Origin of the sequence: Dactylosporangium maewongense (assembly GCF_039531485.1) — a bacterium.
Taxonomy (GTDB): Bacteria; Actinomycetota; Actinomycetes; order Mycobacteriales; family Micromonosporaceae; genus Dactylosporangium; species Dactylosporangium maewongense.
In genome coordinates, this window is record NZ_BAAAQD010000019.1 from 86,710 (window position 1) to 107,240 (window position 20,531).

Annotated in this window: 21 protein-coding genes, 1 tRNA gene and 1 riboswitch; of the genes, 14 read left to right on the plus strand and 8 right to left on the minus strand. The window is 65.8% G+C overall.

The genetic code is table 11. The features are described 5' to 3' along the window. The first annotated feature begins 224 nt into the window (after window positions 1-224). A complete protein-coding gene (locus ABD332_RS39045) occupies window positions 225-1,838 on the plus strand; it encodes a hypothetical protein (protein ID WP_344508339.1) in 1,614 nt (537 codons plus the stop codon). 1,544 nt (window positions 1,839-3,382) lie between these two features. After that, window positions 3,383-4,999, plus strand: a complete 1,617-nt coding sequence (locus tag ABD332_RS39050) for a hypothetical protein (RefSeq protein ID WP_344508341.1) — start codon at window positions 3,383-3,385, stop codon at window positions 4,997-4,999. 14 nt (window positions 5,000-5,013) lie between these two features. Here the strand turns inward: ABD332_RS39050 and ABD332_RS39055 are convergent, their stop codons facing one another. Together ABD332_RS39055 and ABD332_RS39060 are read right to left on the minus strand one after the other, a co-directional pair. Then, complete coding sequence (locus ABD332_RS39055) at window positions 5,014-5,913, minus strand: DNA adenine methylase (RefSeq protein ID WP_344508343.1); 900 nt, start codon at window positions 5,911-5,913, stop codon at window positions 5,014-5,016. 407 nt (window positions 5,914-6,320) lie between these two features. After that, window positions 6,321-6,590 carry a GntR family transcriptional regulator gene (locus tag ABD332_RS39060; RefSeq protein ID WP_425552359.1) on the minus strand — a complete coding sequence of 90 codons (270 nt, stop codon included), beginning with the start codon at window positions 6,588-6,590 and terminating at the stop codon, window positions 6,321-6,323. A gap of 175 nt (window positions 6,591-6,765) precedes the next feature. Here ABD332_RS39060 and ABD332_RS39065 point away from each other — a divergent pair, with 175 nt between their 5' ends. Continuing rightward, entirely contained in the window at window positions 6,766-7,281 is a 516-nt protein-coding gene (locus ABD332_RS39065) for a hypothetical protein (protein ID WP_344508345.1), read from the plus strand. Next, window positions 7,281-7,553, plus strand: a complete 273-nt coding sequence (locus ABD332_RS39070; protein WP_344508347.1) for a hypothetical protein — start codon at window positions 7,281-7,283, stop codon at window positions 7,551-7,553. The genes ABD332_RS39065 and ABD332_RS39070 overlap by 1 nt, the downstream gene beginning before the upstream one ends. On the opposite strand, the gene ABD332_RS39075 is transcribed toward ABD332_RS39070, so the two are convergent. Together ABD332_RS39075 and ABD332_RS39080 are read right to left on the minus strand one after the other, a co-directional pair. Beyond that, window positions 7,536-8,231, minus strand: coding sequence for an HAD family hydrolase (locus ABD332_RS39075; protein WP_344508349.1), 696 nt, complete (start codon window positions 8,229-8,231; stop codon window positions 7,536-7,538). The two genes, ABD332_RS39070 and ABD332_RS39075, sit on opposite strands and share 18 nt — an antisense overlap. After that, window positions 8,228-9,094, minus strand: a complete 867-nt coding sequence (locus tag ABD332_RS39080; RefSeq protein ID WP_344508351.1) for a GntR family transcriptional regulator — start codon at window positions 9,092-9,094, stop codon at window positions 8,228-8,230. The genes ABD332_RS39075 and ABD332_RS39080 overlap by 4 nt, the downstream gene beginning before the upstream one ends. A 132-nt stretch (window positions 9,095-9,226) precedes the next feature. Here ABD332_RS39080 and ABD332_RS39085 point away from each other — a divergent pair, with 132 nt between their 5' ends. The 8 genes from ABD332_RS39085 to ABD332_RS39120 all read left to right on the plus strand — a co-directional run bounded on the left by ABD332_RS39085 (window position 9,227) and on the right by ABD332_RS39120 (window position 16,657). Further along, window positions 9,227-9,466 carry a DUF6284 family protein gene (locus ABD332_RS39085; protein WP_344508353.1) on the plus strand — a complete coding sequence of 80 codons (240 nt, stop codon included), beginning with the start codon at window positions 9,227-9,229 and terminating at the stop codon, window positions 9,464-9,466. Next, complete coding sequence (locus ABD332_RS39090) at window positions 9,463-10,200, plus strand: hypothetical protein (RefSeq protein ID WP_344508355.1); 738 nt, start codon at window positions 9,463-9,465, stop codon at window positions 10,198-10,200. Before ABD332_RS39085 ends, ABD332_RS39090 begins: the two co-directional genes overlap by 4 nt. Window positions 10,201-10,329: 129 nt before the next feature. Further along, window positions 10,330-12,444, plus strand: a complete 2,115-nt coding sequence (locus ABD332_RS39095; RefSeq protein WP_344508357.1) for a P-loop NTPase family protein — start codon at window positions 10,330-10,332, stop codon at window positions 12,442-12,444. 135 nt (window positions 12,445-12,579) lie between these two features. Continuing rightward, window positions 12,580-12,825 (plus strand): hypothetical protein, encoded by a 246-nt coding sequence (locus ABD332_RS39100; RefSeq protein ID WP_344508359.1) that lies wholly within the window; start codon window positions 12,580-12,582, stop codon window positions 12,823-12,825. Further along, a complete protein-coding gene (locus tag ABD332_RS39105) occupies window positions 12,822-13,115 on the plus strand; it encodes a hypothetical protein (RefSeq protein ID WP_344508361.1) in 294 nt (97 codons plus the stop codon). The genes ABD332_RS39100 and ABD332_RS39105 overlap by 4 nt, the downstream gene beginning before the upstream one ends. Before the next feature lie 30 nt (window positions 13,116-13,145). Next, window positions 13,146-15,080 (plus strand): DUF3987 domain-containing protein, encoded by a 1,935-nt coding sequence (locus ABD332_RS39110; RefSeq protein ID WP_344508363.1) that lies wholly within the window; start codon window positions 13,146-13,148, stop codon window positions 15,078-15,080. Window positions 15,081-15,287: 207 nt separating this feature from the next. Continuing rightward, a complete protein-coding gene (locus ABD332_RS39115; protein ID WP_344508365.1) occupies window positions 15,288-15,506 on the plus strand; it encodes an excisionase family DNA-binding protein in 219 nt (72 codons plus the stop codon). Beyond that, entirely contained in the window at window positions 15,506-16,657 is a 1,152-nt protein-coding gene (locus ABD332_RS39120; protein WP_344508367.1) for a tyrosine-type recombinase/integrase, read from the plus strand. Before ABD332_RS39115 ends, ABD332_RS39120 begins: the two co-directional genes overlap by 1 nt. An 89-nt stretch (window positions 16,658-16,746) precedes the next feature. Here the strand turns inward: ABD332_RS39120 and ABD332_RS39125 are convergent. Together ABD332_RS39125 and ABD332_RS39130 are read right to left on the minus strand one after the other, a co-directional pair. After that, window positions 16,747-16,820: transfer RNA gene (locus tag ABD332_RS39125), tRNA-Gly, on the minus strand. A 9-nt stretch (window positions 16,821-16,829) separates the two neighbouring features. Further along, the gene (locus tag ABD332_RS39130; RefSeq protein WP_344508369.1) at window positions 16,830-17,336 is read right to left on the minus strand and encodes a pyridoxamine 5'-phosphate oxidase family protein; all 507 of its coding nucleotides are present in this window, start codon (window positions 17,334-17,336) and stop codon (window positions 16,830-16,832) included. A gap of 66 nt (window positions 17,337-17,402) precedes the next feature. Between ABD332_RS39130 and ABD332_RS39135 the strand changes: the two genes are divergently transcribed. Beyond that, the gene (locus ABD332_RS39135; protein ID WP_344508371.1) at window positions 17,403-17,858 is read left to right on the plus strand and encodes a MarR family winged helix-turn-helix transcriptional regulator; all 456 of its coding nucleotides are present in this window, start codon (window positions 17,403-17,405) and stop codon (window positions 17,856-17,858) included. Between the two features lie 9 nt (window positions 17,859-17,867). After that, window positions 17,868-18,446 (plus strand): dCTP deaminase, encoded by a 579-nt coding sequence (dcd, locus tag ABD332_RS39140; RefSeq protein ID WP_344508373.1) that lies wholly within the window; start codon window positions 17,868-17,870, stop codon window positions 18,444-18,446. Between the two features lie 25 nt (window positions 18,447-18,471). Here dcd and ABD332_RS39145 read toward each other — a convergent pair whose 3' ends face one another. Both ABD332_RS39145 and ABD332_RS39150 read right to left on the minus strand, forming a co-directional pair. After that, complete coding sequence (locus ABD332_RS39145; RefSeq protein WP_344508375.1) at window positions 18,472-19,443, minus strand: C40 family peptidase; 972 nt, start codon at window positions 19,441-19,443, stop codon at window positions 18,472-18,474. A 9-nt stretch (window positions 19,444-19,452) separates the two neighbouring features. Next, a riboswitch (cyclic di-AMP (ydaO/yuaA leader) is annotated at window positions 19,453-19,585 on the minus strand. A gap of 96 nt (window positions 19,586-19,681) precedes the next feature. Then, a complete protein-coding gene (locus ABD332_RS39150) occupies window positions 19,682-20,380 on the minus strand; it encodes a LamG-like jellyroll fold domain-containing protein (RefSeq protein WP_344508377.1) in 699 nt (232 codons plus the stop codon). Window positions 20,381-20,531: the final 151 nt, after the last annotated feature.

A 20,531-nucleotide genomic window follows, 5' to 3' on the forward strand; every position in this document is an offset into this window, starting at 1 on the left:
TGACGCAGAGCGAGTCGCAGACCACAGACGGAGGTCAGGGAGCCTAGCTGGCTTCAGGTTACGTGCAGGGAACGCAACCTGGGACCAGTTCACGGGATCAGGCTCCCACAGTGCCCGTCGAGCGCCACCGCGCCGGAAAGGCTCGTGGGGAGCGTCAGAGACGCTCCCCACGGCACAGAGTCCTAGGCTCTCGCCCGATGCTACTAAGTTGAAGGTACCACGACATGGCGCTTGCGCAAGACAGCTACACGATCCACGTTGCCGCCCGGATCGAGGAGTACGTGGACGACAGGGTCACGTGGCAACGTTCACTATGGCAACTCGGCACTGTTCTCGCGCTGCGAGAGGTAGGCGAGTACGCGGACCAGCTTAGGCGCGGCGCCATAAAAGAAGAAGGTCTCAAGTTCGCCTTGCAAGCTGCTCAGGCACAGTGCGAGAAGGATCTCGCCGTCTCGTCCGACTCCAGCGCTGTTCGGATTAAGGAGCTGCTCGCTTCGGCCAAAGACCTCAGGAGCGAATATGTAGCAGCCCAGCTAGGCCACCTCGCCGACAGAGTCGAAGCCGGCTACCTGAAACGCTGGGCCTCTGCGGCAACTGCGGGTAGTGCCGTGCCGAGCGCCGAACGTGCGTCGCGATTCATCGCATCCCACATGCTCGATGCCGAGTTGAGCCCGCACGCAATCAGGGCCTGGGTTCGCGAAATCCATGCCAGTTCGGGATCATTCGACTTCGTAGCGCTCTGCAATTCGGCCGACGAGCTAATTTCCGAGCCAGCTAAGAAGTTCAAGGTAATTGTTCCATTCCGCCGATTTCCGGATCTGACGCCAGCGGCAAAGGGATCCGAGGAGCGCTCCCTTCTTGTGCTCGATGAGGCTGCGGCCCGCGAAAGACTTGGTGACAACGCTATCGAGTTCCAGCCGTCATTTGGTGGCGCACTGCAACTTCACGTCACGGCGCGGGACCCCGCGGCTGCGGTTACGTACGCTCAGGAACTTCTGGCACGCCTATTGGCCCGTCTTTCCGTGTCACCCATCCACGCCGACAGTGCAGAACTGTTTGACAGTGCGGTCGTGATCGGTACTCACGGCGTGTACCCGTTGTCACAGCAGCGACGCTCCGTTCGGCTGCCGAGTATCGACCGCAGCAAAAGCATCCTGAAGGTGCGACCCTACGCCGAGGCCGACGCACTGGATGACGCTCTGGAGCTGTTGGCATATTTTGAGCAAGGAACGCCTGGTGCCGCCCTGACGGGCGGATGGGCTGCGTTGGAAAGTCTACTGGTTCTGCCTGGTGAACCCGACGTGCTCGCTGCCGATCGACTCGCCGCAATTGTTGCCTGCGACTTTCCTCGTGCTGAACTTACCTGGTTGGCGCACGCGCGGCTGGACAAGAGTCAGACAGACCAGTCCGTCATCGATGCGGTTCACCCGTCATCGACCGTCACCGAACGAGTACAACGCCTCGAACGCGCGTTGGCCGACGGGGCCGCTGCCATGTTCGTACGGCCGACCGATAATGCGGGTCTCACTCGTATCCGAGACCTCCTGGCCAACCCGGCAGACGGCCTCCGTAAGATCCACACTTCCGTTACCGAAGCCCTGCGTCGCCTATACATGCAGCGCAACCTCGTAATGCACGCCGGTTCCTTAGCGTCCGTTACGAGGAGGGCAACTCTTCGGTCGGCTCCGACTCTTGCCAGCGCAGGCGTGGATCGGCTCGTCATGGCGGCCTCGTTCGCGGGTGTAACACCCTTGCATCTAGCCGCACGCGCGGAGACAGAGCTAAAGCTCTTGCCTGCAGGTGCCCCTTTGCAACCGCTGGGCGGCCTACTCATGTAACCCACCAGATCCACAGGGTCGGATTTGGCGTAAAGCTGTCAACGGCCGTGGTGATGTTGCCACGGCCACGGACAAAGCGGCCACCTACCGCGGCGGCTCGAAGTCGAACCGCGGCAACGCTGCTGTGAGACGGTGTACGTGGCCCGGTCGAGGCGAAGACGTGGTTATGGTCGCGGATTTTGTCGTACCCCCGGAGTACGGTGCGCGCATGGACGCGAACACAAGCACCATCGCACGCCAGCCGCCGCGGGTCCCGATGGTTCTTACCCGGTGGCGGGGCGGAAAGGCGCACGTGACCCGGGATGGCGCTAAGACCGCCTGCGGCGCGTTGATTCCCACTACCGCCCTCATGACGGCGCCAAGGCTCGATTGGTATCTGCACGGAACGTGCTACAACTGCACCCACCGCCTGTGGCCGGAGCAAGGTCCTGTTGACTACATCTGTCCCGCGGACGGCTCGGACTTCCCACCGGAGCGTCGATGCCCGCACGGCACGAGGGCCAAGGGATGCGTGCGTTGCACGCCCAGCGCTGCGCAAAACTGGCCGTGCCGGAATGGCTGCACCGATCCTGCCGACCACGACCCGGTCCGCCGCTATACCGCGTGCACCGTGTTTCCGCCACAGCGGACGTCCGACTCCGGCGGTAGATGCGTCCCCGGCTGCGAGTCCACTGAGAAGGCTATGCACCGGGCGAACCCCAAGCTGCGCTTCGACCTGGCCGACAGCGCCTCGACAACCTGCTATCACTGCCGCGAATCGGTCTGCGTAGCCTGCCAGACGGCACCGGTGGACGGCGCTCTGATGATCTGCGACCGGTGCGCGGCTTGCTGACCTCCGCAGGATGGCCAGGAGCGTTGCCTACGGCCGGTTAGCGGCACGGAGACAGTTCCAAGTCCCCCCACGACGCAGACGGCCCTGGCTGGACTTCTGTCCTGACCAGGGCCTTAGCAGTGGAGCGAAGCGGGTGAAGGGAGCCGAACCCTCACTGTCAGCTTGGGAGCCATACAAGTCGCCTCACCAGACGCGCGAACATCCAGGTCACGCCTACGGCGCGCGGCTAGGAGCGGCTCGCCGTCGCCTGGACCAATGGCCCGCTATGGCCCGCTAAGTATGGATCGACCCACCGCGTCAGCCCGGTGCCACAGCATGATCCGCAGCTGCTTGCCGCTTCTTGGCCTCTCGGCATGGCCAGTCAACGGATCTGTCGGGCACCGTCGCGACTGCCCTGCCGACTACCGATGCGGCGGCAGCAGCGCTTACCCCTCCCTGATCATCCTTGATCGCCGTGCAGGTAGCTACCACGCTGACGCAAAGATGATCACGATTGTCCGCACGCATTCTTCCCATGGCGGCACTCAGCAGTCGCCCCCGATGGAGGCGCGAGCGAACGATCGAGGCTCCAGGGCCGAAATTCGCAGTGACTGGAATCTACGACGTCGAGTATGGTGGCGGAGCGCGCGATCCAGCCACCGAACACGGCTGATCATGCAATGCCTGCCTACGACACAGTTGAACGAACACGCGATAGCTCGATCATGAATCAATGCCGCAGCTTGCGGTTTCAGAATCCGGAGGAAATATGGCTACGCGATGGCCGATTGAGGAGCGCGGCCTCGATGAACTGGACTTGGATCTGCAAAATGTCCGAATTCCGAGTACAGATCTTGACGAATCAGCCATCGCGAGCTATCTCGTCGAGGCCGAGGACCTTTTAGATTTAGTGCGAGACATTCTGCGAGACGACTACATCGACAATGAGCTTCCGGTTGTCGTTGTAGAGCGCGGACGTCACGTGGTCCTAGAGGGTAACCGACGCATCACGGCACTGAAGGCAATTCATGACCCTGCACTTCTAGGGAAGTCGTCGCCGAAGGTAGAGCGTCTACTCAGCCGCTATTCGGACGCTGACATCTCCAACCAGGTCCGAGTGATGATCGCCCCGTCTCGCGATGCGGCGCAACCACTGCTAGCACGACTCCACACGCGAAACCCAAAGAAGTCCTGGATTCGTGAGCAACAAGCGATCTTCTACCACGCACAGTTGTCACCTACGGTTACCACTGATGTTTTACGCGCACGTTACCCGGCCGAGAAGCTCATCACTAGCTTCATTCGCATGGGTGAAATGCGCGAATTGATCCGAGGCATGCGATTTCGCGATCCGGATCTGGCAGAATTCATCATGGCAAACCAGCTCAAGATGACGTCGTTTGAGTACGCTTACGACCTGCCGCGGGTCCAACAGTTACTCGGCCTGAGTTTCGGAAAGGATGGCTTGCTCGCTTCCAAGCAACTCACCGACGGGCAACGTCGAGGACTAGAGCATCTTCTGCGCCGCTTCCAAGCCAAGACGCTTAACACTCGGTCCTTAGAGTTGCGGGTTAGCGGCACGAAGGCTGACCAATTCATCGTAGAACTGCAACGTTGGGTTGACGGCGAAGTCGACGAGGCCAGCGAAATTGAAGACTCCTCCGACCCAGAGTCTGCCGCAGCTGACTCCGGCGCCGACGAGGAGGAAGCGGTCCAACCTGGCGCGCCCGCTGACACTGGCACTGGCAGCAACGCCGGCGCCAAGGCCCCTACCGCAAGCAGCACTGGTCAGCAACAGTCGCCCGGGGCTAACACGTCTACGACCTCAGGAAATCAAGCAGCAAGCACCGGCAATTCGAACGGCACAGCTGCAGGTGCGGCAGCAGCTCAAACGAACACACGCGGACCCAACCGCGTTGAAACTCGCTCGCGACTGGACATGGACGGGTTCGAGTACAAGGGCACTTCAGCCGGACTTCGCCGCCGATTCGAAGAGCTAAAGCGCCTAGATGTTCGAGACTTTCCTAATGCCGCTTACGATCTAATGCGTACGGTGTTGGAATGCTCCATCAAGGACCACTTTGTGACTGTTCGTGGCACCCGTCTAGTCGGCAAGATGATCGGACCATGCATGACTGAACTGATCGCGGCTTACAACGGGGATAACCGGATGACATCGCTCATCAATTCAGTCAACCGCAAGGGATCGATGTCAGCTGGTCAGTACACGGGCACAACGGGCTCTTTGAACGCCAGCAACCACGAGCCTGACACATTTGCCAGCAGCAAGGACGTCCACGAAGCATGGGACCGGCTCAAGCCGATCCTCATTGAAATCGTCGGGAAGTAGCCAAGCAGCTGCACTTAAGGCTCTACCGTATTAAGCGGAAGGTGCGAGGCGACGGGTCGCGATGCGATGAATAGTTCGTTCGCCTTCCCGGTCCGATGGGCACTGTAGCTAAGCTGATACTCTCTCACATCATGCTGACTATATAGCGATCGAATCAGGTCAGATGGGTCGTAAGTTACGACCCATCTGGCCTCAGGCTGTCTATCGAGCACTTTCGCCAGCTCAGAATGGTCTCGATGAGTAAATGCATTCAGGTACAGGCTGCCGCCCATTTCAACATACGGTGGATCTATGTAGATGAACGCCGACGGCATCTGGAGGTACCGCTTCGCAACCGACATGCCGTCACGACTTAGAACTGTAATCCTCTTAGAGAGCTTTCCGATTGCCTCTACGCGATCAGCTAACTGATCCCGGTTAAACCTTGCATCAATCTTATAGTTACCATCTTGCTTCACCCCGCCAATTGGGCCAGCATTCAAGATGCCGGAACGATTCGTTCTGTTCAGATAAAAGAACGCGAAACCTAAAGTTAGCGGGTCTGTCTCATCGGCGCCGCGGTAGATCTGCTTCTGATTTCGCCACTCTTCGACAGTTAGCGGAGTCTCGCAAATCTTTGACGTGAACGCTTGGGTATGTTTGGTAACCGCCAGCCAAAAGCAGTAGACCGCTGGATCAATATCGTTAATTACAAGCTCTTGAACCGCATCCTGTTTTAACAGCGCAACACCCGCCCCAGCACCACCTGCGTACGGCTCAACGTATTGCGCAGAATTAATGCCGAGCCGTTTGATCAGGTCACCGAAGAGATTAGCCAGCGCAGCCTTTCCGCCGGGATAGCGCAGAGGGCTTGCTGCTGCCGTTCTTCCCAATGCCCGCACTACCAGTGGAGCGGCTTGGGTGGTCAGAGTCATCTTCTACCCCCCACAGCGCCTGCATTCGTTGCATAGCTGCGCTGACGGAAGGCTGCCACTCGGCACTTCGTGGAGCAGTAGAGAGCGTCCGATCGCGCATAGAACTCATCTGCACACCGAAGGCACATGTGAACACTCCCATCTCGACGCAAACGCTCCTCGCGCAGTTGGTGCATCTTGCGTGAGATGTCGGCATCTGAGAGCATTGCCAGCTCTGACATGTAACGAATATACCCGTTACAAGATCTATGCGCGAGAGCTAATCTCATCCGTGGACGTCTTTTCGGCATCAGCAGCCCGATCCCGATACAGAACTCAGCTACGCTAGGCCGCGCTCCGACCATCTCAGAACGGCCATCGACACAGCTGTTAGTGGTGGCGAACAAGGCCACCGGGCGTGTGCCTGCTTACTGTGTAGCCTCACGGTCAACCACAAAGGTCCCGCGTTGCGGAACCGTGAAGACCAGGCCGCGGTCGCGGAGGAGTTCGACGGCGTGGCGGGCAGTTCCTCTTGCTACGCCGAACTCCTGCTGAATCGTAAGTTCGCTTGGGATGGGCCTATTGGGCTGCAGCTCGCCGGCCTCGATGCGTTGCTGGATGATGTCGGCGATCTGTACGTAGACAGGCGTTGGACCGTCTGGATCGACCATGCCAGCAAGGTAGATATGCAGGGACATCGGCGGTCCTTCAGCTACGTATCTAGACGTACAGGTACGTACAGCAGTACGGTTGTGGCATGGCGCCGCAGGTGCCTCGGTACGTTCGTAGATCGGCATGTTGCAACGACACCTGAGTTGTTGCCCGACGATCGGCGACGCCCGGCTGGCTTGCTACGCGGCATGTGGAGGTGTCGTGCGTGAGATCGCGGCTATCGAGGTCGCAGAGTCTGCCCAGCAGAGCCCGGAGTATGCCCTGGATCTGGGCCTGATCACCGTTAAGTCACTGCGGCTGGGCGGTGACGTGGTCCTGGTCGTTGATGACGGGCGTCGGCGGCTGCGCTTCGGCGACGGTCAGCCGCTTGACGCCGTTCGTGGGGCGCTTCGGCTTGCGGCCGCTGCGGCGTCGCACAGCCGGCTCCTGGCTTCTCGGCTTGAGCGAGACAACGACGTACGGACGATGGTGCATCTGCCTGAGCGGCCGGCGTGGGTCTGTCGGCGTTGTGGCGGTGCGTGGCCATGTCAGACGCAGCGTCGGCAGTTGGTGGCGAAGTTCGCCGGCGCGCCAGGGGTACTGCTGACGCTGATGACAGTGCGGTACGCCGAGGCGATTGAGGACCTCGGCGTTGCCGAGCTTCCCGAATTGGACCAGCGGTTTCTCGGTTGGATACCGGCGGCGCCGTCGTCGGCTGAGCGCGCGGAGGAGCGCTAATGGAACGCCACGACGACAGCGATGCGGCGCTTGCTGAGGCTTCGCCGGAGTGCACAGTGCCGTTTGATGAGCGGGCCGGTTGTGGGGTGAACGTCGAGCGGTTGTTGAGTGGGGAGCGGTCGCTGATCGGCATTACGTTCGTGACGCGGTCAGGGGCGGATCTGCCGCATGACATCACCCTGGATCAGGCGCTGCATCTGGTCGTTCAGGTCGCTGATGCGATTCGCGATGCTCGGTCGAGTGAGGTCGAGCGGCTACCGCTGGCGGGTTGATGGCAGCAGGGCGGCGGCGATGTCGCCCATGCTGGTCAGCACGATGTCGGCGTGGGCGTCGGTGAAGCGTTGCACCTTGGGTGGCTTGTTGGCGTAGGCGATGACCGGTACGCCGGCGTTCTGTGCTCCCTCGATGTCGAACAGGGAGTCGCCGATCAGGACGGATGCGGCCGGCTCGACGTCGACCGCGGTGGTGGCTCGCCAGATCGGTTCTGGGTTCGGCTTCATCCGGTCGGGCTGGGCATGGGCGCGGCCGGCGATGTAGGCGATGTGCTGTTTAAGGCGGTGGGCGTCCAGGTACGCCTCGATCGCGCCGGCGGAGTTGTTGCTGACGATTGCGACCGGCTTGCCTGCCTCGCGTGCGGCGACGATGACCTCGCGGCTGTACGGCTCGGGGATGGCTGAGTCTGCGGCGAGCAGCTCGGCGCGGCACAGCGCGTCTTCGACCTCGCGGGTGAGTTCCGGCTTGCCGAGCGTGGCTGACCAGCGGAGCACCTCCATCGGGTCGGTCTCCGACCTGACGTCGTCGCCGAGCTGGACGCCGCGGGTGTCGAGGAGGTTGAGCAGTTCGGCGGCGATCATCGGAGCTGGGTAGCCGCCGAAGATGCTGCACACGGGGCCGTCGAAGTCGAGGAGGATGGCGCGACTGCGGTCCAGGAGTGCGCGGAGGTCGGTCATCCTTGGTACTCCCTGCCGATGCTGTCCCAGACGGAGTCGAACCACTGCTTGGACGCTGCTACGAACTGGGTGCCGTGGGAGGTGTCTTCCTCGCTCACGGCGTAGTTGAACAGCGGGACGTCTTTGCCGAGTAGGTCGTAGATGGCGATGGGTTCGCCCTTGTAAGCGACGGTGCGTTCGGTGACCGGGTAGAAGCCGAAGAACACTTCGGTGTTGTTGATGATGTACAGCTTGAACAGCGGCGACGCGGAGTGGAGCCGTACCTGCACGGTGGCTGCTTGGACTAGGCCGAGGTCGCCGAGCTCGTGGACCTGGTCGACGATGCCGTCGAGGGATCGGTGCGTGATGCGCTCTGCCCGTTCCCGGACGGTCGGGTCATCGGCGGCCGTGTCGGCGCGGGCCGGCAGCGCCTGCGGGACGCCCATGTCGGAGACCAGGACACGGATCGCGATCGTCTTCGGGGCCAGCTGGCCGGCGCGGACGCGGTCGAGGACCTCGGCGAGCGCGCCTTGCAGGGTTTCGCCAGAGAAGCCGGCGAAGTCGATCCGGACGTCTTCGCTCTCGAAGGCCGCTTCTAGGTGCGGACGGAGTTCGACCGGGCGTTGGGTCTGGGCGCGGACGAACACGCCGCTCCCCTGCCGGGACACGATGAGCCGCTCTGCGCGTAGCGCGTCGAGCGCGCGCTTCACGGTCTCCCGGGCAACGCCGTAGTGCTTGGACAGGTCCGGCTGTGATGGGAGTTTCTCTCCGGGTGCGAGGCGCTTGGTCAGGATCGCTGCGCGGAGTTGGCGGGCGATCTGGTTTGCGGCGCCGGTGGAGTCGTCGGGGTCGAGTTCGCCCAGGTAGTCCAGGTCATCTGGCATGGCTAAACGGTACAGCCTGGCTAGCCAGACTAGAAAACTTCGATCTCAACTCTTGACCTGTCTAGCCAAGTACATCTACCTTCATGTCACGGCACTTGCCTAGCCAAGTGAGTCAACATGGAGGAGATGGTTGTGAGGTACTCCGAGGAGTGGGTGGAGCCCACTGCTGCGGATCTCGCCGAGATCGAGCGAGAGTCGGACCTGATCGACGCGGAGATCGACCTGGTACAGGCCGAGATCCTGCTGATCACGGCCGAGCCCGGCCCGACCGTCATCGACTGGCACCGGGTGCGGCGCGCTGAGGCGCGGGTCATGCGGGAGCTGCTCAAGCTCCGCTCCGCCGGCGCGACCGTGAAGGCGGTGGCGGCATGACGAAGACCGGACGTGGTTGGGCGTACGCGGGGGCGGCGCTGGGTGGCGTTGTGTCCGTCGCGGCGAACGTCGCGCATTCCTTCGTCCCGCCGGCTGGCAGCGATGCCGGCTGGCTGCCCGAGTTCGGCGCCGTCGTCGGGGCGGTGTTCTGGCCCGTCGCGGTGTTCGTCGCGGTCGAAATCCTGGCGCGGATCGCGTGGCCGAACGGCAAGCGGTGGGGAGCGCTGCGGTTCCTGGGGCTGCTGCCGGTCGCGGCGGTCGCGGCGCTGGTGTCGTACCGGCACCTGTCGGGGCTGCTCGACTTCTACGGCGAAGACGACGTGACCGTCTTCCTCGGCCCGCTCGCCGTCGACGGGCTGATGGTCATGGCGACCGGCGCGCTCATTGCGACCGGCGCACGCCGCACCGCCGAGGCCGCACCGAGCGTCCAGCGGACGCCGATCGTGGAGGTCGATCCGATCCCGCAGATCGAGCGGACGCCGGAGGCGGCGACACCCGCGCCAGAGCCAGCGCTGGCGCTGGCCGAGCCGGTCCGGGCGGTACGGAAGCCGGCGCCGAAGCGACAGCCGTCCGCCGCTGCGCGAGTGACCTCGGCGGTCGCCCGGAGCCCGAAGGCGAGTGACGCAACGATCGCCGCTCGGCTGGGTCTGAGTGAGGCGACCGTGAAGCGGCACCGTCGACAGGCTGTCGACAGCGTGTCGACGCCGTCCGCGCCGACGCTCAAAGCCGCATGACCGCCGGCGGCTGCACGCGATCAGCGATCCACGCAACGAGTCGTCACCTGTAGCTCTGCCCGGAGCGCGGCCCCTCGGCCTAGGAACCAACGGCCGCGCTCCGGCCCCTCACATGGAGGAAGCCTCATCATGCACAGCGAAGACCCTCAACACCCCCCGATCGACTGGCAACGACACGAAGAAGAACTCGCCGACGTCGTACAACTGCCGCTGGACGACACCGACGGGCCTGTCCTGGTCGACACTCCCGCCGCGCAGGAGAAGCCGCGGTTCGGGGCGACGATGCGCCGTGGGGAGCGGCGGCCGGTGGTGCCGTCGTGGCTGCGGTCCCGCGCCGAACTGGCGTACACGCTGCGGTGGAGCGCCGGCTACGTCGGGCACGTCGCGGCGTACCACGCGCTGCGGCTGCCGAAGTACGCGCTCAAGCTCGTGTTCCGGGCGCCGGTTGGACTGGTTAAGGCCATCGGCGGGTTCTTCCGGTGGCTGTTCGACCTGGAAGGCGAGGCCGTCCGGCAGGCCACCGTCCGCACCGAGGACGCGGAGGCGTACCTCAAGCTGTCGCGGCAGCGCGACCGGCGGGTGCGGTGGCGCGGCATCGTCGCCGTCTTCGTCCTCCTCGCGCTGCTGATCGGTGCCGGCGCGCTGGCGGTCGGTCCGCAGTGGTGGACGTGGGCCGTAAGCACGGTCGCCGTCATCGTGTTCGGCGTGGCCGGCGCGCCAGCGGATCGGCCGCTGCTCGACACTGCCGTGGTACGGCCACGGGTCGCGGCGCTCACCTCGGACATCGTGGTCCGCGCGCTGTCCGTCCTCGGCGTCGCCGGCATCAACCAGGCCATCGCCAAGCACCCGAAGGCGATCGGATTCCCGGCACCGATCACCCGCGACGGCCCAGGCTGGCGCGCCGATGTCGACCTGCCGCTCGGCGTGACCGTCGGTGAAGTGATGGACCGCAGGGACAAGCTCGCGTCCGGCCTCGGCCGTCCCCTCGGGTGCGTCTGGCCGGAAGGGAACGCGGACATCAGCCCGTCGCGGCTGGTGCTGTGGGTCGGTGACGAACCGATGGCCGCATCGCGTCAGCCGGGCTGGCCGCTGCTGAAGGCAGCCACGGTGGACGTGGCGAAGCCGTTCCCGTTCGGCACCGACCCGCGCGGCCGGCTGGTGCACATCGAACTGCCGTACACCAACGTCCTGATCGGCTCGATCCCCGGCTACGGCAAGACCGCCGCGGTGCAACTGCCGATGCTGGTCGCCGCGCTCGACCCGCACGCCGAGGTGTGGGGCTACGACTTCAAGGGCACCGGCGGACTCGACCCGCTTGCCAAGGTCTGCACCCGGTACGCGTCCGGGATGGACGACGACACCGCCGAGGCCGGCCTGATGGCGTTGCGGGAGCTACGGGCGGAGTGCCAGCGACGCGCGGCCATCATCAAGCGACTGCCGAAGGACGTCTGCCCGGACAACAAGGTCACGCCCGAACTCGCCCGCCGGATCAAGGGCCTGCACTGGCTGGTCGCGGTATTCGACGAGTGCCAAGACCTGTTCGCCAACGCCGAGTTCGGCAAGGAAGCCGGCGAACTCGCCGAGAAGATCATCAAACTCGCCCGGGCGCTCGGCATCATCCTCGTCCTCGCCACCCAGCGCCCGGACGCGAAGAGCCTGCCGACCGGCGTCTCGGCGAACGTCGGCACGCGGTTCTGCCTGCGGGTCATGGGCCAGCTGGAGAACGACATGGTCCTCGGCACGTCCAGCTACCGCAACGGCCTCCGCGCGACGATGTTCACGAAGAAGGACAAGGGCGTCGGGTACCTGGTCGGCGCTGCCGACGAGGCGCAGATCGTGCGGACGTTCTACCTCGACGGCCCCACCGTCGAGCAGCTCGTCGCCCGCGCCGTCGCCGCTCGACAGGCAGCCGGCACGCTGACCGAGCGGCCCGCCGAGGCCACGACGACGGTCCGTCGGGAAACACTCCTGGAAGACACCCTCGCCGTGATCCGCGCCGACGAACCGAAGGTGTGGATGGAGACCCTCGTCGCGCGGCTCGCCGGCCTGCGGCCGGACATGTACGGCGACCTGACGCGGGAGCAGCTCGGCGCGGCCCTCAAGCCGTACGGGATCACCACCACGCAGGTGTGGGGCACCGATCCCGACACGGGCAAGAGCGCCAACCGGCGCGGCGTGGAACGGTCCGCGATCTCGGATGCGGTTGCCGAGCGTAACCGGCGGCGAGGGGGTCAAGCCGCCTGAACTGCCGCTAGGTCTAGCGGCCGGCGCTGCTAGACCTAGCACCCCCACTAGCACCCCAAACAGAACCTGATCAGCGCGCTAGTTCCTAGCAGCGCCGACCCCGCATGCCCTCAAACCGCCTTCAGGAGGCGTTTCGTGGACTCCCTCGCCCTGCTAGCCACCCTCGCACTCGCCGGTTACGCATTGTTGTACATCCTGGCCTGCGCCGCGTTCCCGTTCGGCAACTGCCGCCGCTGCAAAGGCACCGGCAAACTCCGCAACCCGCTCTTCCGCCGCATGTTCCGCCTCTGCCCCCGCTGCGACGGCACCGGCCGACGAGTCCGCATCGGCCGCCGCATCTACGAATACCTGCGCAGCGAACACCGGAACGGCACCCGATGAGCCGCCGGCCCGGACAGCACCCGGAGTGGTGCGCGCACAGACACCGGTGCGGGTTCGGCGAGCACCGCGCCGAACCGATCACCCTCGACGCTCCCGGCCTCGGCCGCGTGATCCTCACCCGCGTCCAGGCCAGCGACGGCCGCGAACACGCCGAGGTCCGCCTCACCGTCGCCCTCGCAGCGACGGAAACCGTTGCCAGACAACAACTCATGGCCCTGACGAACGACCTCGACACCGTGCTGTCCCGCGCCGTCTACGCCAGCAAGCGCCCCGCACGCCGCGCCGCCTGACGACTCGTCGACTGAAAGGAGACCACCGCCGTGGATCGCACCGCGCCGCACGACCAGGCGGCCGAACAGGCAGTGTTGGGCGCTGCGCTGCTCGACCCGGCCGTCCTGGCTGACCTGGGGCAGAGGCTCGCGGCCGGCGACTTCTACCGCCCGGCGCACGCCGAGCTGTGGCGCACCCTCGTCGCGCTGCACCACGCCGACCGGCCCACCGATGCCGTGACGGTAGCTGCGTACCTTGCCGAGGCTGGCGACCTCGGCAAGGTCGGCGGCGCCGCCTACCTGCACACCCTCATCGCATCCGTGCCCACAACGGCGAATGCCGGCTACTACGCCGCGATCGTCGAGAACCACGCCCGTCGGCGGAAGGTCGCCGACGTCGGTCGACGGCTGACCCAGCTCGCCAGCGCCGACGCGGACACGGCCGAACTGCTCGCTGCAAGCCGGGCGATGCTGACCGACGCCGAACCGGCATGGCCAGCGCCGATCCCGCTCACCGCCCGGCACCAGGCGCCACGGTTCCCGGTCGACGCGCTGCCCGGATGGGTCGCGGACATGGTGAGCGCGGTCGCCGAGTTCACCCAGACACCGGTAGACGCGGCCGGCTGCATCGCCCTCGCCGCGCTGTCGACGGCTGCGGGTGGCCGTGCACTGGTCGAGATCCGGGCCGGCTGGCGGGAGCCGTGCAACCTGTTCACGGTCGTTGTCCTCCCGCCCGGCTCCCGGAAGTCGGCCGTGTTCGCCGCGCTCATCCGTCCGCTGCTCGACGCCGAGCGGGCGCTCAAGGAGCGGACGGCGCCGCTCATCGTGGAGGCCGAGCTGGCGCACCGCGTCGCCGGCAAGGCTGCGGAGAAGGCCGCGAACGCTGCGGCCAACGCCGACCCTGGCGCACGTGACCGGTTGCTGGCCGAGGCAACGGCAGCCGCGATGAGCGCGGAGGTCATCGCGATCCCGAAGCCGCCGCAGCTCGTCGCCGACGACGTCACCAGCGAACAGGCGGCGTCGCTGCTCGCCGAACAGGGCGGCCGGCTAGCGGTGCTGTCCCCGGAAGGCGGCATCTTCGCCACCCTCGCCGGCCGGTACTCCGGAGCGCCGAACCTGGAGGTCTTCCTCAAGGGCCACGCCGGCGACATGCTGCGCGTCGACCGGCGGTCGCGGCCGGCGGAGCACATCGACTCACCCGCGCTGACCCTCGGCCTAGCCGTGCAGCCCGAGGTGTTGCGGGACATCGCGCAGATGCCGGGGTTCCGGGGCAAGGGGTTGCTCGCCCGGATCCTGTTCTCCCTCCCGGAGAACACCGTTGGCCGGCGCACGCCGGGCGCCCGGTCGGTGCCGACCGAGGTTGCCCACGCGTACACCCGCGACCTCGGCGACCTGGTTCTCGGCCTCGCAGCGCTGCGGGAGCCGGCCGTAATCCCGCTGACCGCCGAGGCCGATGCTGCCGTCCTGGCGATCGAGTGCGACGTCGAGCCGAAGCTCTGCGCGATCGGCGCGTGGGGACACATCGTGGACTGGGGCAGCAAGTACACCGGCGCCGTCGTCCGCATCGCCGGACTGCTCCACCTCGGCGACCACCTGAACACCGACAAGCCGATCGACGCCGGCACCATCAACCGCGCCGAAGCCATCGGCCGGTACTTCGCGGACCACGCCCTTCTCGCGTTCGACGACATGGGCGCCGACCCCACGGTCGAGGACGCGCGATACGTCCTCGCCTGGATCGAGCGCACCGCAACGGGCCGGTTCACCAAACGGGAGCTGTTCAGCGCCGTTGCTCGCGGCCGGTTCCCCAAGGCCGGCGACCTCGATCCCGCACTGAACCTGTTGCAGGCGCACGGCTACATCCGTGCCGAGCCGGTGCCCGTCCGCGCCGGCTCGGGTCGACCGCCGTCGCCGGCATGGCTGGCCCACCCAGATCTGACGCGGCCGACGGCCACCGTACGTCCCCTGTCGGCGGTGGCCCGGTGAGCCCTCCGCAGTATCCGCACAATCCGCAGAACCCCACCCCTCCAGCCGTTCTGCGGATTCTGCAGATAACGCGGAGCACCCGCGCACCGCCAGCCGACCCCGTGTCCGTCGCTCTTACCCACCCCTTGCCGAGAGAGGCGCCACACCTTGCGATCCGCCCGCAGCAGCACCGCACCGCAGAACGACACGGGGAAGGCAGACCACCAGATGACCGCGCAACTCCTCACCATCGAAGACGCCGCCATCCGAATGGGCATGAGCGCCCGCTACGTCCGCCGGCTCGTCGCCGAGCGCCGGATCGCGTTCCACCGCCTCGGCCGCGCCGTCCGCCTGCGGCCGGTGGACGTCGACGCGTTCGTCAGCGAGAACCGCGTCGAGCCCATGACGGCCTCGTCGGTCTGGAGCGGCCTGCGGAGCGTCGCCTGATGCCGAACAAGGACAACCACCGCAGGTTCGGCAGCGTCCGCAAACTGCCCTCTGGGCGGTTCCAGGCGCGCTATCCGGGACCGGATGGCGTGCTGCGGAAGGCACCGGAGACGTTCGCCAAGAAGCCGGAGGCGGAGCGCTACCTCAGCCTCGTCGAGGCGCAGATGATCAGGCGTGAGTGGATCGATCCGGAGCGGTCGAAGGTGCGGCTCAAGGACTACGCCGAGCGCTGGATCGCGCAACGGCCCAACCTGCGGCCGCGGACGGTCCACCTGTACACGTGGACCCTGGGCAAGCACATCGCGCCGTACCTGGGTGGCGTTCCCCTTGCCCGGCTGGACACGCCGATGGTGCGGGACTGGCGTGCCGAGCTGCTTGCCGCTGGCGTGTCGCAATCCATGGCAGCGAAGGCGTACCGCTTGCTGCGCGCGGTACTGATGACGGCGGTCAAGGAGGACGAGCTGCTGCGTGTGAACCCCTGCCGCATCCCCGGCGCCGACCAGGAGCACGCGGCCGAGCGGCCCACGCTCACCGTTGCCGAGGTGTTCGCGCTGGTCGAGCTGATGCCTGAGCGCTACCGGGCGCTGGTGCTGCTGAGCACCTTCACGTCGCTTCGGTGGGGTGAGGTGACCGCGCTCCAGCGTCAGGACCTGGACGTGGTGGCCAGGACGGTCCGGGTACGGCAGCAGTACGTCGAGGTACGCGGCGTTGGGCTGGTGCTGGGTCCACCGAAGTCACGCGCCGGCCGGCGGACGGTCGCGATCCCCCGCGCGATCTTCCCGGCGCTCGTCGCGCACCTGAAGGAGTTCGTCGGCGACGATCCCGAAGACCTGTTGTTCACTGTGCCGAGCGGCCGGCCGATCTGGCGAGGGAACTTCAACGCTCTGGTGGACTGGTCGACGACGGTCAAGGCGATCGGCAAGCCGGGCCTTCACTTCCACGACCTGAGGCACACCGGCAATCACCTCGCCGCGAGGACGGGAGCAACCCTGCGCGACCTCATGGACCGCATGGGACAAGACAGCCCACGCGCCGCACTGATCTACCAACACGGCAGCAGGGAGGCCGACCGCGAGATCGCCGACGCCGTCAGCGCGGCCGTCGAAGCAGCCCGGAGGAAGCCTCGGAAGCGGCGACCCAAGGCGGCCTAATGGCACGCTAATGGCACGTGGGCGGTTTCGAGTGGCCTGAGACGCGAACGGCCCTGGCTGGACTTGAGTCCTGGCCAGGGCCTGAGCGTTGGAGCGGGTGAAGGGAATCGAACCCTCACTGTCAGCTTGGGAAGCTGATGTTCTGCCATTGAACTACACCCGCGAGCGACGCCTACTGTACCGAATCCGCGGCCGCCGTGCACGGACCATTCCGGCGGGCTTTGGGAAGTCGGGGTAAGCGGTCGCGCCAGAGGGTCTTGGTGGAGGTGAGGGGGGAGTCGCGTTGGACGATCATCGCTACCTCGATGGTGAGGGCGTAGAGCTTCCAGTCCACGCGTTGCGCGGCTCGCATCTGGAGGGCCAGGGAGGCCACGACCAGGGGATCCATGACGGGGGCGGCGCGGCCTGAGAGGTACGCCTCGTCGGAGGTGTCCTCGGCGGGGAAGCTGTGCAGCGCATAGCGGCCGTCGCGGTCGAGGTCGTGGCGCTTCGGGGAGGGGAGGATGAAGCAGTAGAGGCCTTCGTCGGTGATGACGGGCATCACGGGGTGGACGCGGGGACCTCCGTCGGGGCGGATGGTGGCCAGGTAGCCCATGCCGGGGCCGTACTGGCAGATCAGGGTGCGGATGGCCGTCGCCAGCAAAGGCTCGGCCGCGGAGAATTCAGCCCACGTCGCCATGCCTCCAATTTACTCGTACACGTGTACGAAAAGTGTGTGATTCCACGAATGAAGGACAATGACCCTGTGGGTGATGCGAGCGGCGAGCTGATCGACCTGCTGAGGAAGTTCAACCTCGAGGCCGACCGGTTCCTGGAGGTGTTCACCCGCCGGCACGGGCTGCACCGCACGGACATGAACGCCGTGGCGTACATCTGGCGGGCGACGGAGGAGCAGCAGCCGCTGACGCCCGGGGAGCTGGCCAGGACGCTGCGGCTGAGCCCGGCGGCGACGACCGCGTTGCTGGACCGGTTGGAGAAGGCCGGGCACGTCGAGCGGCGGCACGACATGGAGGACCGGCGTCGCGTACACCTCGTGATGCAGCCGCCGGCGAAGGCCTTGGCGCAGGAGTTCTTCGCGCCGCTCGGGCAACACATCCGGGAGGCGCTCGCGGAGTTCGACGAGCACGATCTGGAAGCCACGAAGCGGGTCATCGAGGCAGTCCGAGGGGCCACCGCGAAAGCCACGAACCAAACCACATAGGGTCAGGACGTGCTGCTCTCCGACCGTGACCTGACCAAAGAGCTCGCCGACGGCCAGTTGCGGCTCGAGCCGTTCGACAAGGACCTGGTTCAGCCGTCGAGCATCGACGTGCGGCTCGACCGGTGGTTCAGGGTGTTCAACAACCACCTGTACACCCACATCGACCCGGCGATCCAGCAGGACGACCTCACCGCGATGGTGGAGGTCGACGACGGCCAGCCGTTCGTGCTGCACCCCGGGGAGTTCGTGCTCGCCTCGACGCTGGAGGTGATCAGCCTCGGCGATCAGCTCGCGGGCCGGCTGGAGGGCAAGTCGAGCCTGGGGCGGCTCGGGCTGCTGACGCACTCGACCGCGGGGTTCATCGACCCGGGGTTCTCCGGGCACGTGACGCTCGAGCTGTCCAACGTGGCCAATCTGCCGATCATGCTCTGGCCGGGGATGAAGATCGGGCAGCTGTGCATCTTCCGGCTGTCCTCGCCGTCGGAGCACCCATACGGGTCCGCGGTATACGGCTCCCGGTACCAGGGCCAGCGCGGCCCGACGGCGAGCCGCTCCCACCAGAACTGGCGGACCTGGCCGACGACGTGAACGCCGGCGGCCAGGTCCCGAAGCCCTAAGCCACTCTGCCGTACCCGGAGATCGGTGCGGTGTCGATCTTCTTCATGCGGACCACGTCGCCGGTGGTCGGGGCGTGGACCATCCAGCCGCCGCCGACGTACATCCCCATGTGGTGCATGTCGCTGTAGAAGAAGACCAGGTCGCCGGCCTTGAGGTCGGCTCTGCTGACGCGCTTGGTGTCCGAGTACTGCCACTTGGTGTAGTGCCGCAGCGTGTGGCCGGCCTGCTTCCAGGCGTAGAGCGTGAGGCCCGAGCAGTCGAAGGTGTTGGGGCCCTCGGCCGCCCACACGTACTTCTTGCCGATCTGCTGGCAGGCGACCTGCGCGGCCTTCGCGGCGTCGCCGCCGGAGTATTCGACGGGGCAGGCGACGGGGCGCAGCTCGCCGGTCGCGCCACTGGAGCCATACGCCTTCGTGCGCATGTCGTTGAGCGTCTTGATCTCGGCGTTGATGGTGGTTTCCTTCGTCGCCATCTCCGCCTCGGCGGCCTTCTGCTTGGCGATCAGCTCGTCGAGCGGCTTCTTCTGGTCGTCGAGGACCTTCTTGCTGTCCATGACGTCCTTGATGCCCTCGGCCTCGTCCTTGGCCAGCATGTTCAGCATGACGAGCTGCTCGGCGAAGGTGTCCGGCGAGCCGGTCGTCATCAGCGCGTTGAAGCTGGAGACCCGCCCGGTCTTGTACTGCAGGACCGAGAACGCACTCACCCGCAGCAGCGCGTTGTCGACCTGCGCCTGCAGCGGGTCGATCTGGCTCTTCAACTGCGCCTGCTTCGCCAGGTTGGCCTTCAGCTCGCCCTTGAGCTGGTTGTGCTGCTCGATGATGGGCTCGACTTCATTCCACTTCTTGTCGATCTGCGCTTCGAGCTCGGCGGGCGTCGGGTCGGCGTGAGCGAGTCCGGTGACTCCGACGACGAGCGAGAGACAGCCGAGCGTGGCAACGAGGAGCCGAACCAGACGGTTGGGCCGCATCGAGGGGGCACTCCTTCTTCCAGCCGCCTACCGGGTTAGCTGACGGGTTCGGACGGGAAGGTCGTCCTACCGCAGATCGCGGATTCACCCCGATGACGCAGGTGGGTCCCCGGTTCAAAAATCGACTCGGCGGTGCCGTCTGGCGCACCCGTGGTGGGCGCGGACATCCATCCGACCGGAATTTACGGTATGGCGAGTGACCCAGAGGAGCAAGCGGGTGTCCGATTTAACCGAAAAGTCAGGGCGCCCGAGTGATGAACACATCATCAATTGCACCGGCGAACTGGTCGTTGTTCGCACTGGTTCCCTTACCGCCAATACAGAGTGGATCCGCGTTCACTATGGACAGTGACGGAGGAATGGCCGCCCGACCCCTGGGTTGACCGTCCACGGCCACCGTGAGCAGGGCGTCACTGCGCGAACACTCGATCCGGTGCCATCGCCCGTCAGCCACGCTAAGCGATGCGAGGGCTACGTAAATAGTAGATCCACCCACGCCGACAATCACGCAACTGGGGCGCCCCGCGGCGCCGTCCACCTGCAACTTGAACTGACTGTCACCGACCGAGAACCCTTTTTGCAGAACATTGGCGCCTTTGGAAGTCTCATTGGGCGCGACGAGCACGCTCGCGCCATACGAGAACGCTTCCTGGCCCGGATTGAGGAATTCAGCGGGGCCGCTCTGCAGGATGGCGCGTGCGCAACTCTCCGCACCGTAGTGCTCACACGGCTGGGGAAATCGCACCGCGAGTCCGCCGTTGTGCGGCACGGTCGACAGCTGGCCGCCGGCCCTGCGGACCCGCAGCGGGAGCCGGCCCGCGCCGTCCAGCACCGGTCCCGTGATCCCGCTGTCGAAGCTGTACCGCAGGACCGTGGCCGAAGGCGCGGCGGCGACGAGCGAGGGCGCGGCCGGGGAAGAGGGGGCAGCCCCGGACACCGTGGCGTGCCCGGGCGAGGGCCGGGCCGACGGCGCGGACTCACGAGGTTGCTGTCGCGTGGGGGAAGCGCAGCCGGCGAGAGGCACGAGCGCAGCCAGGAGGAGGAGCCACGTACGCATAACCGGACATTATGCCGAAATCCGGGAGACA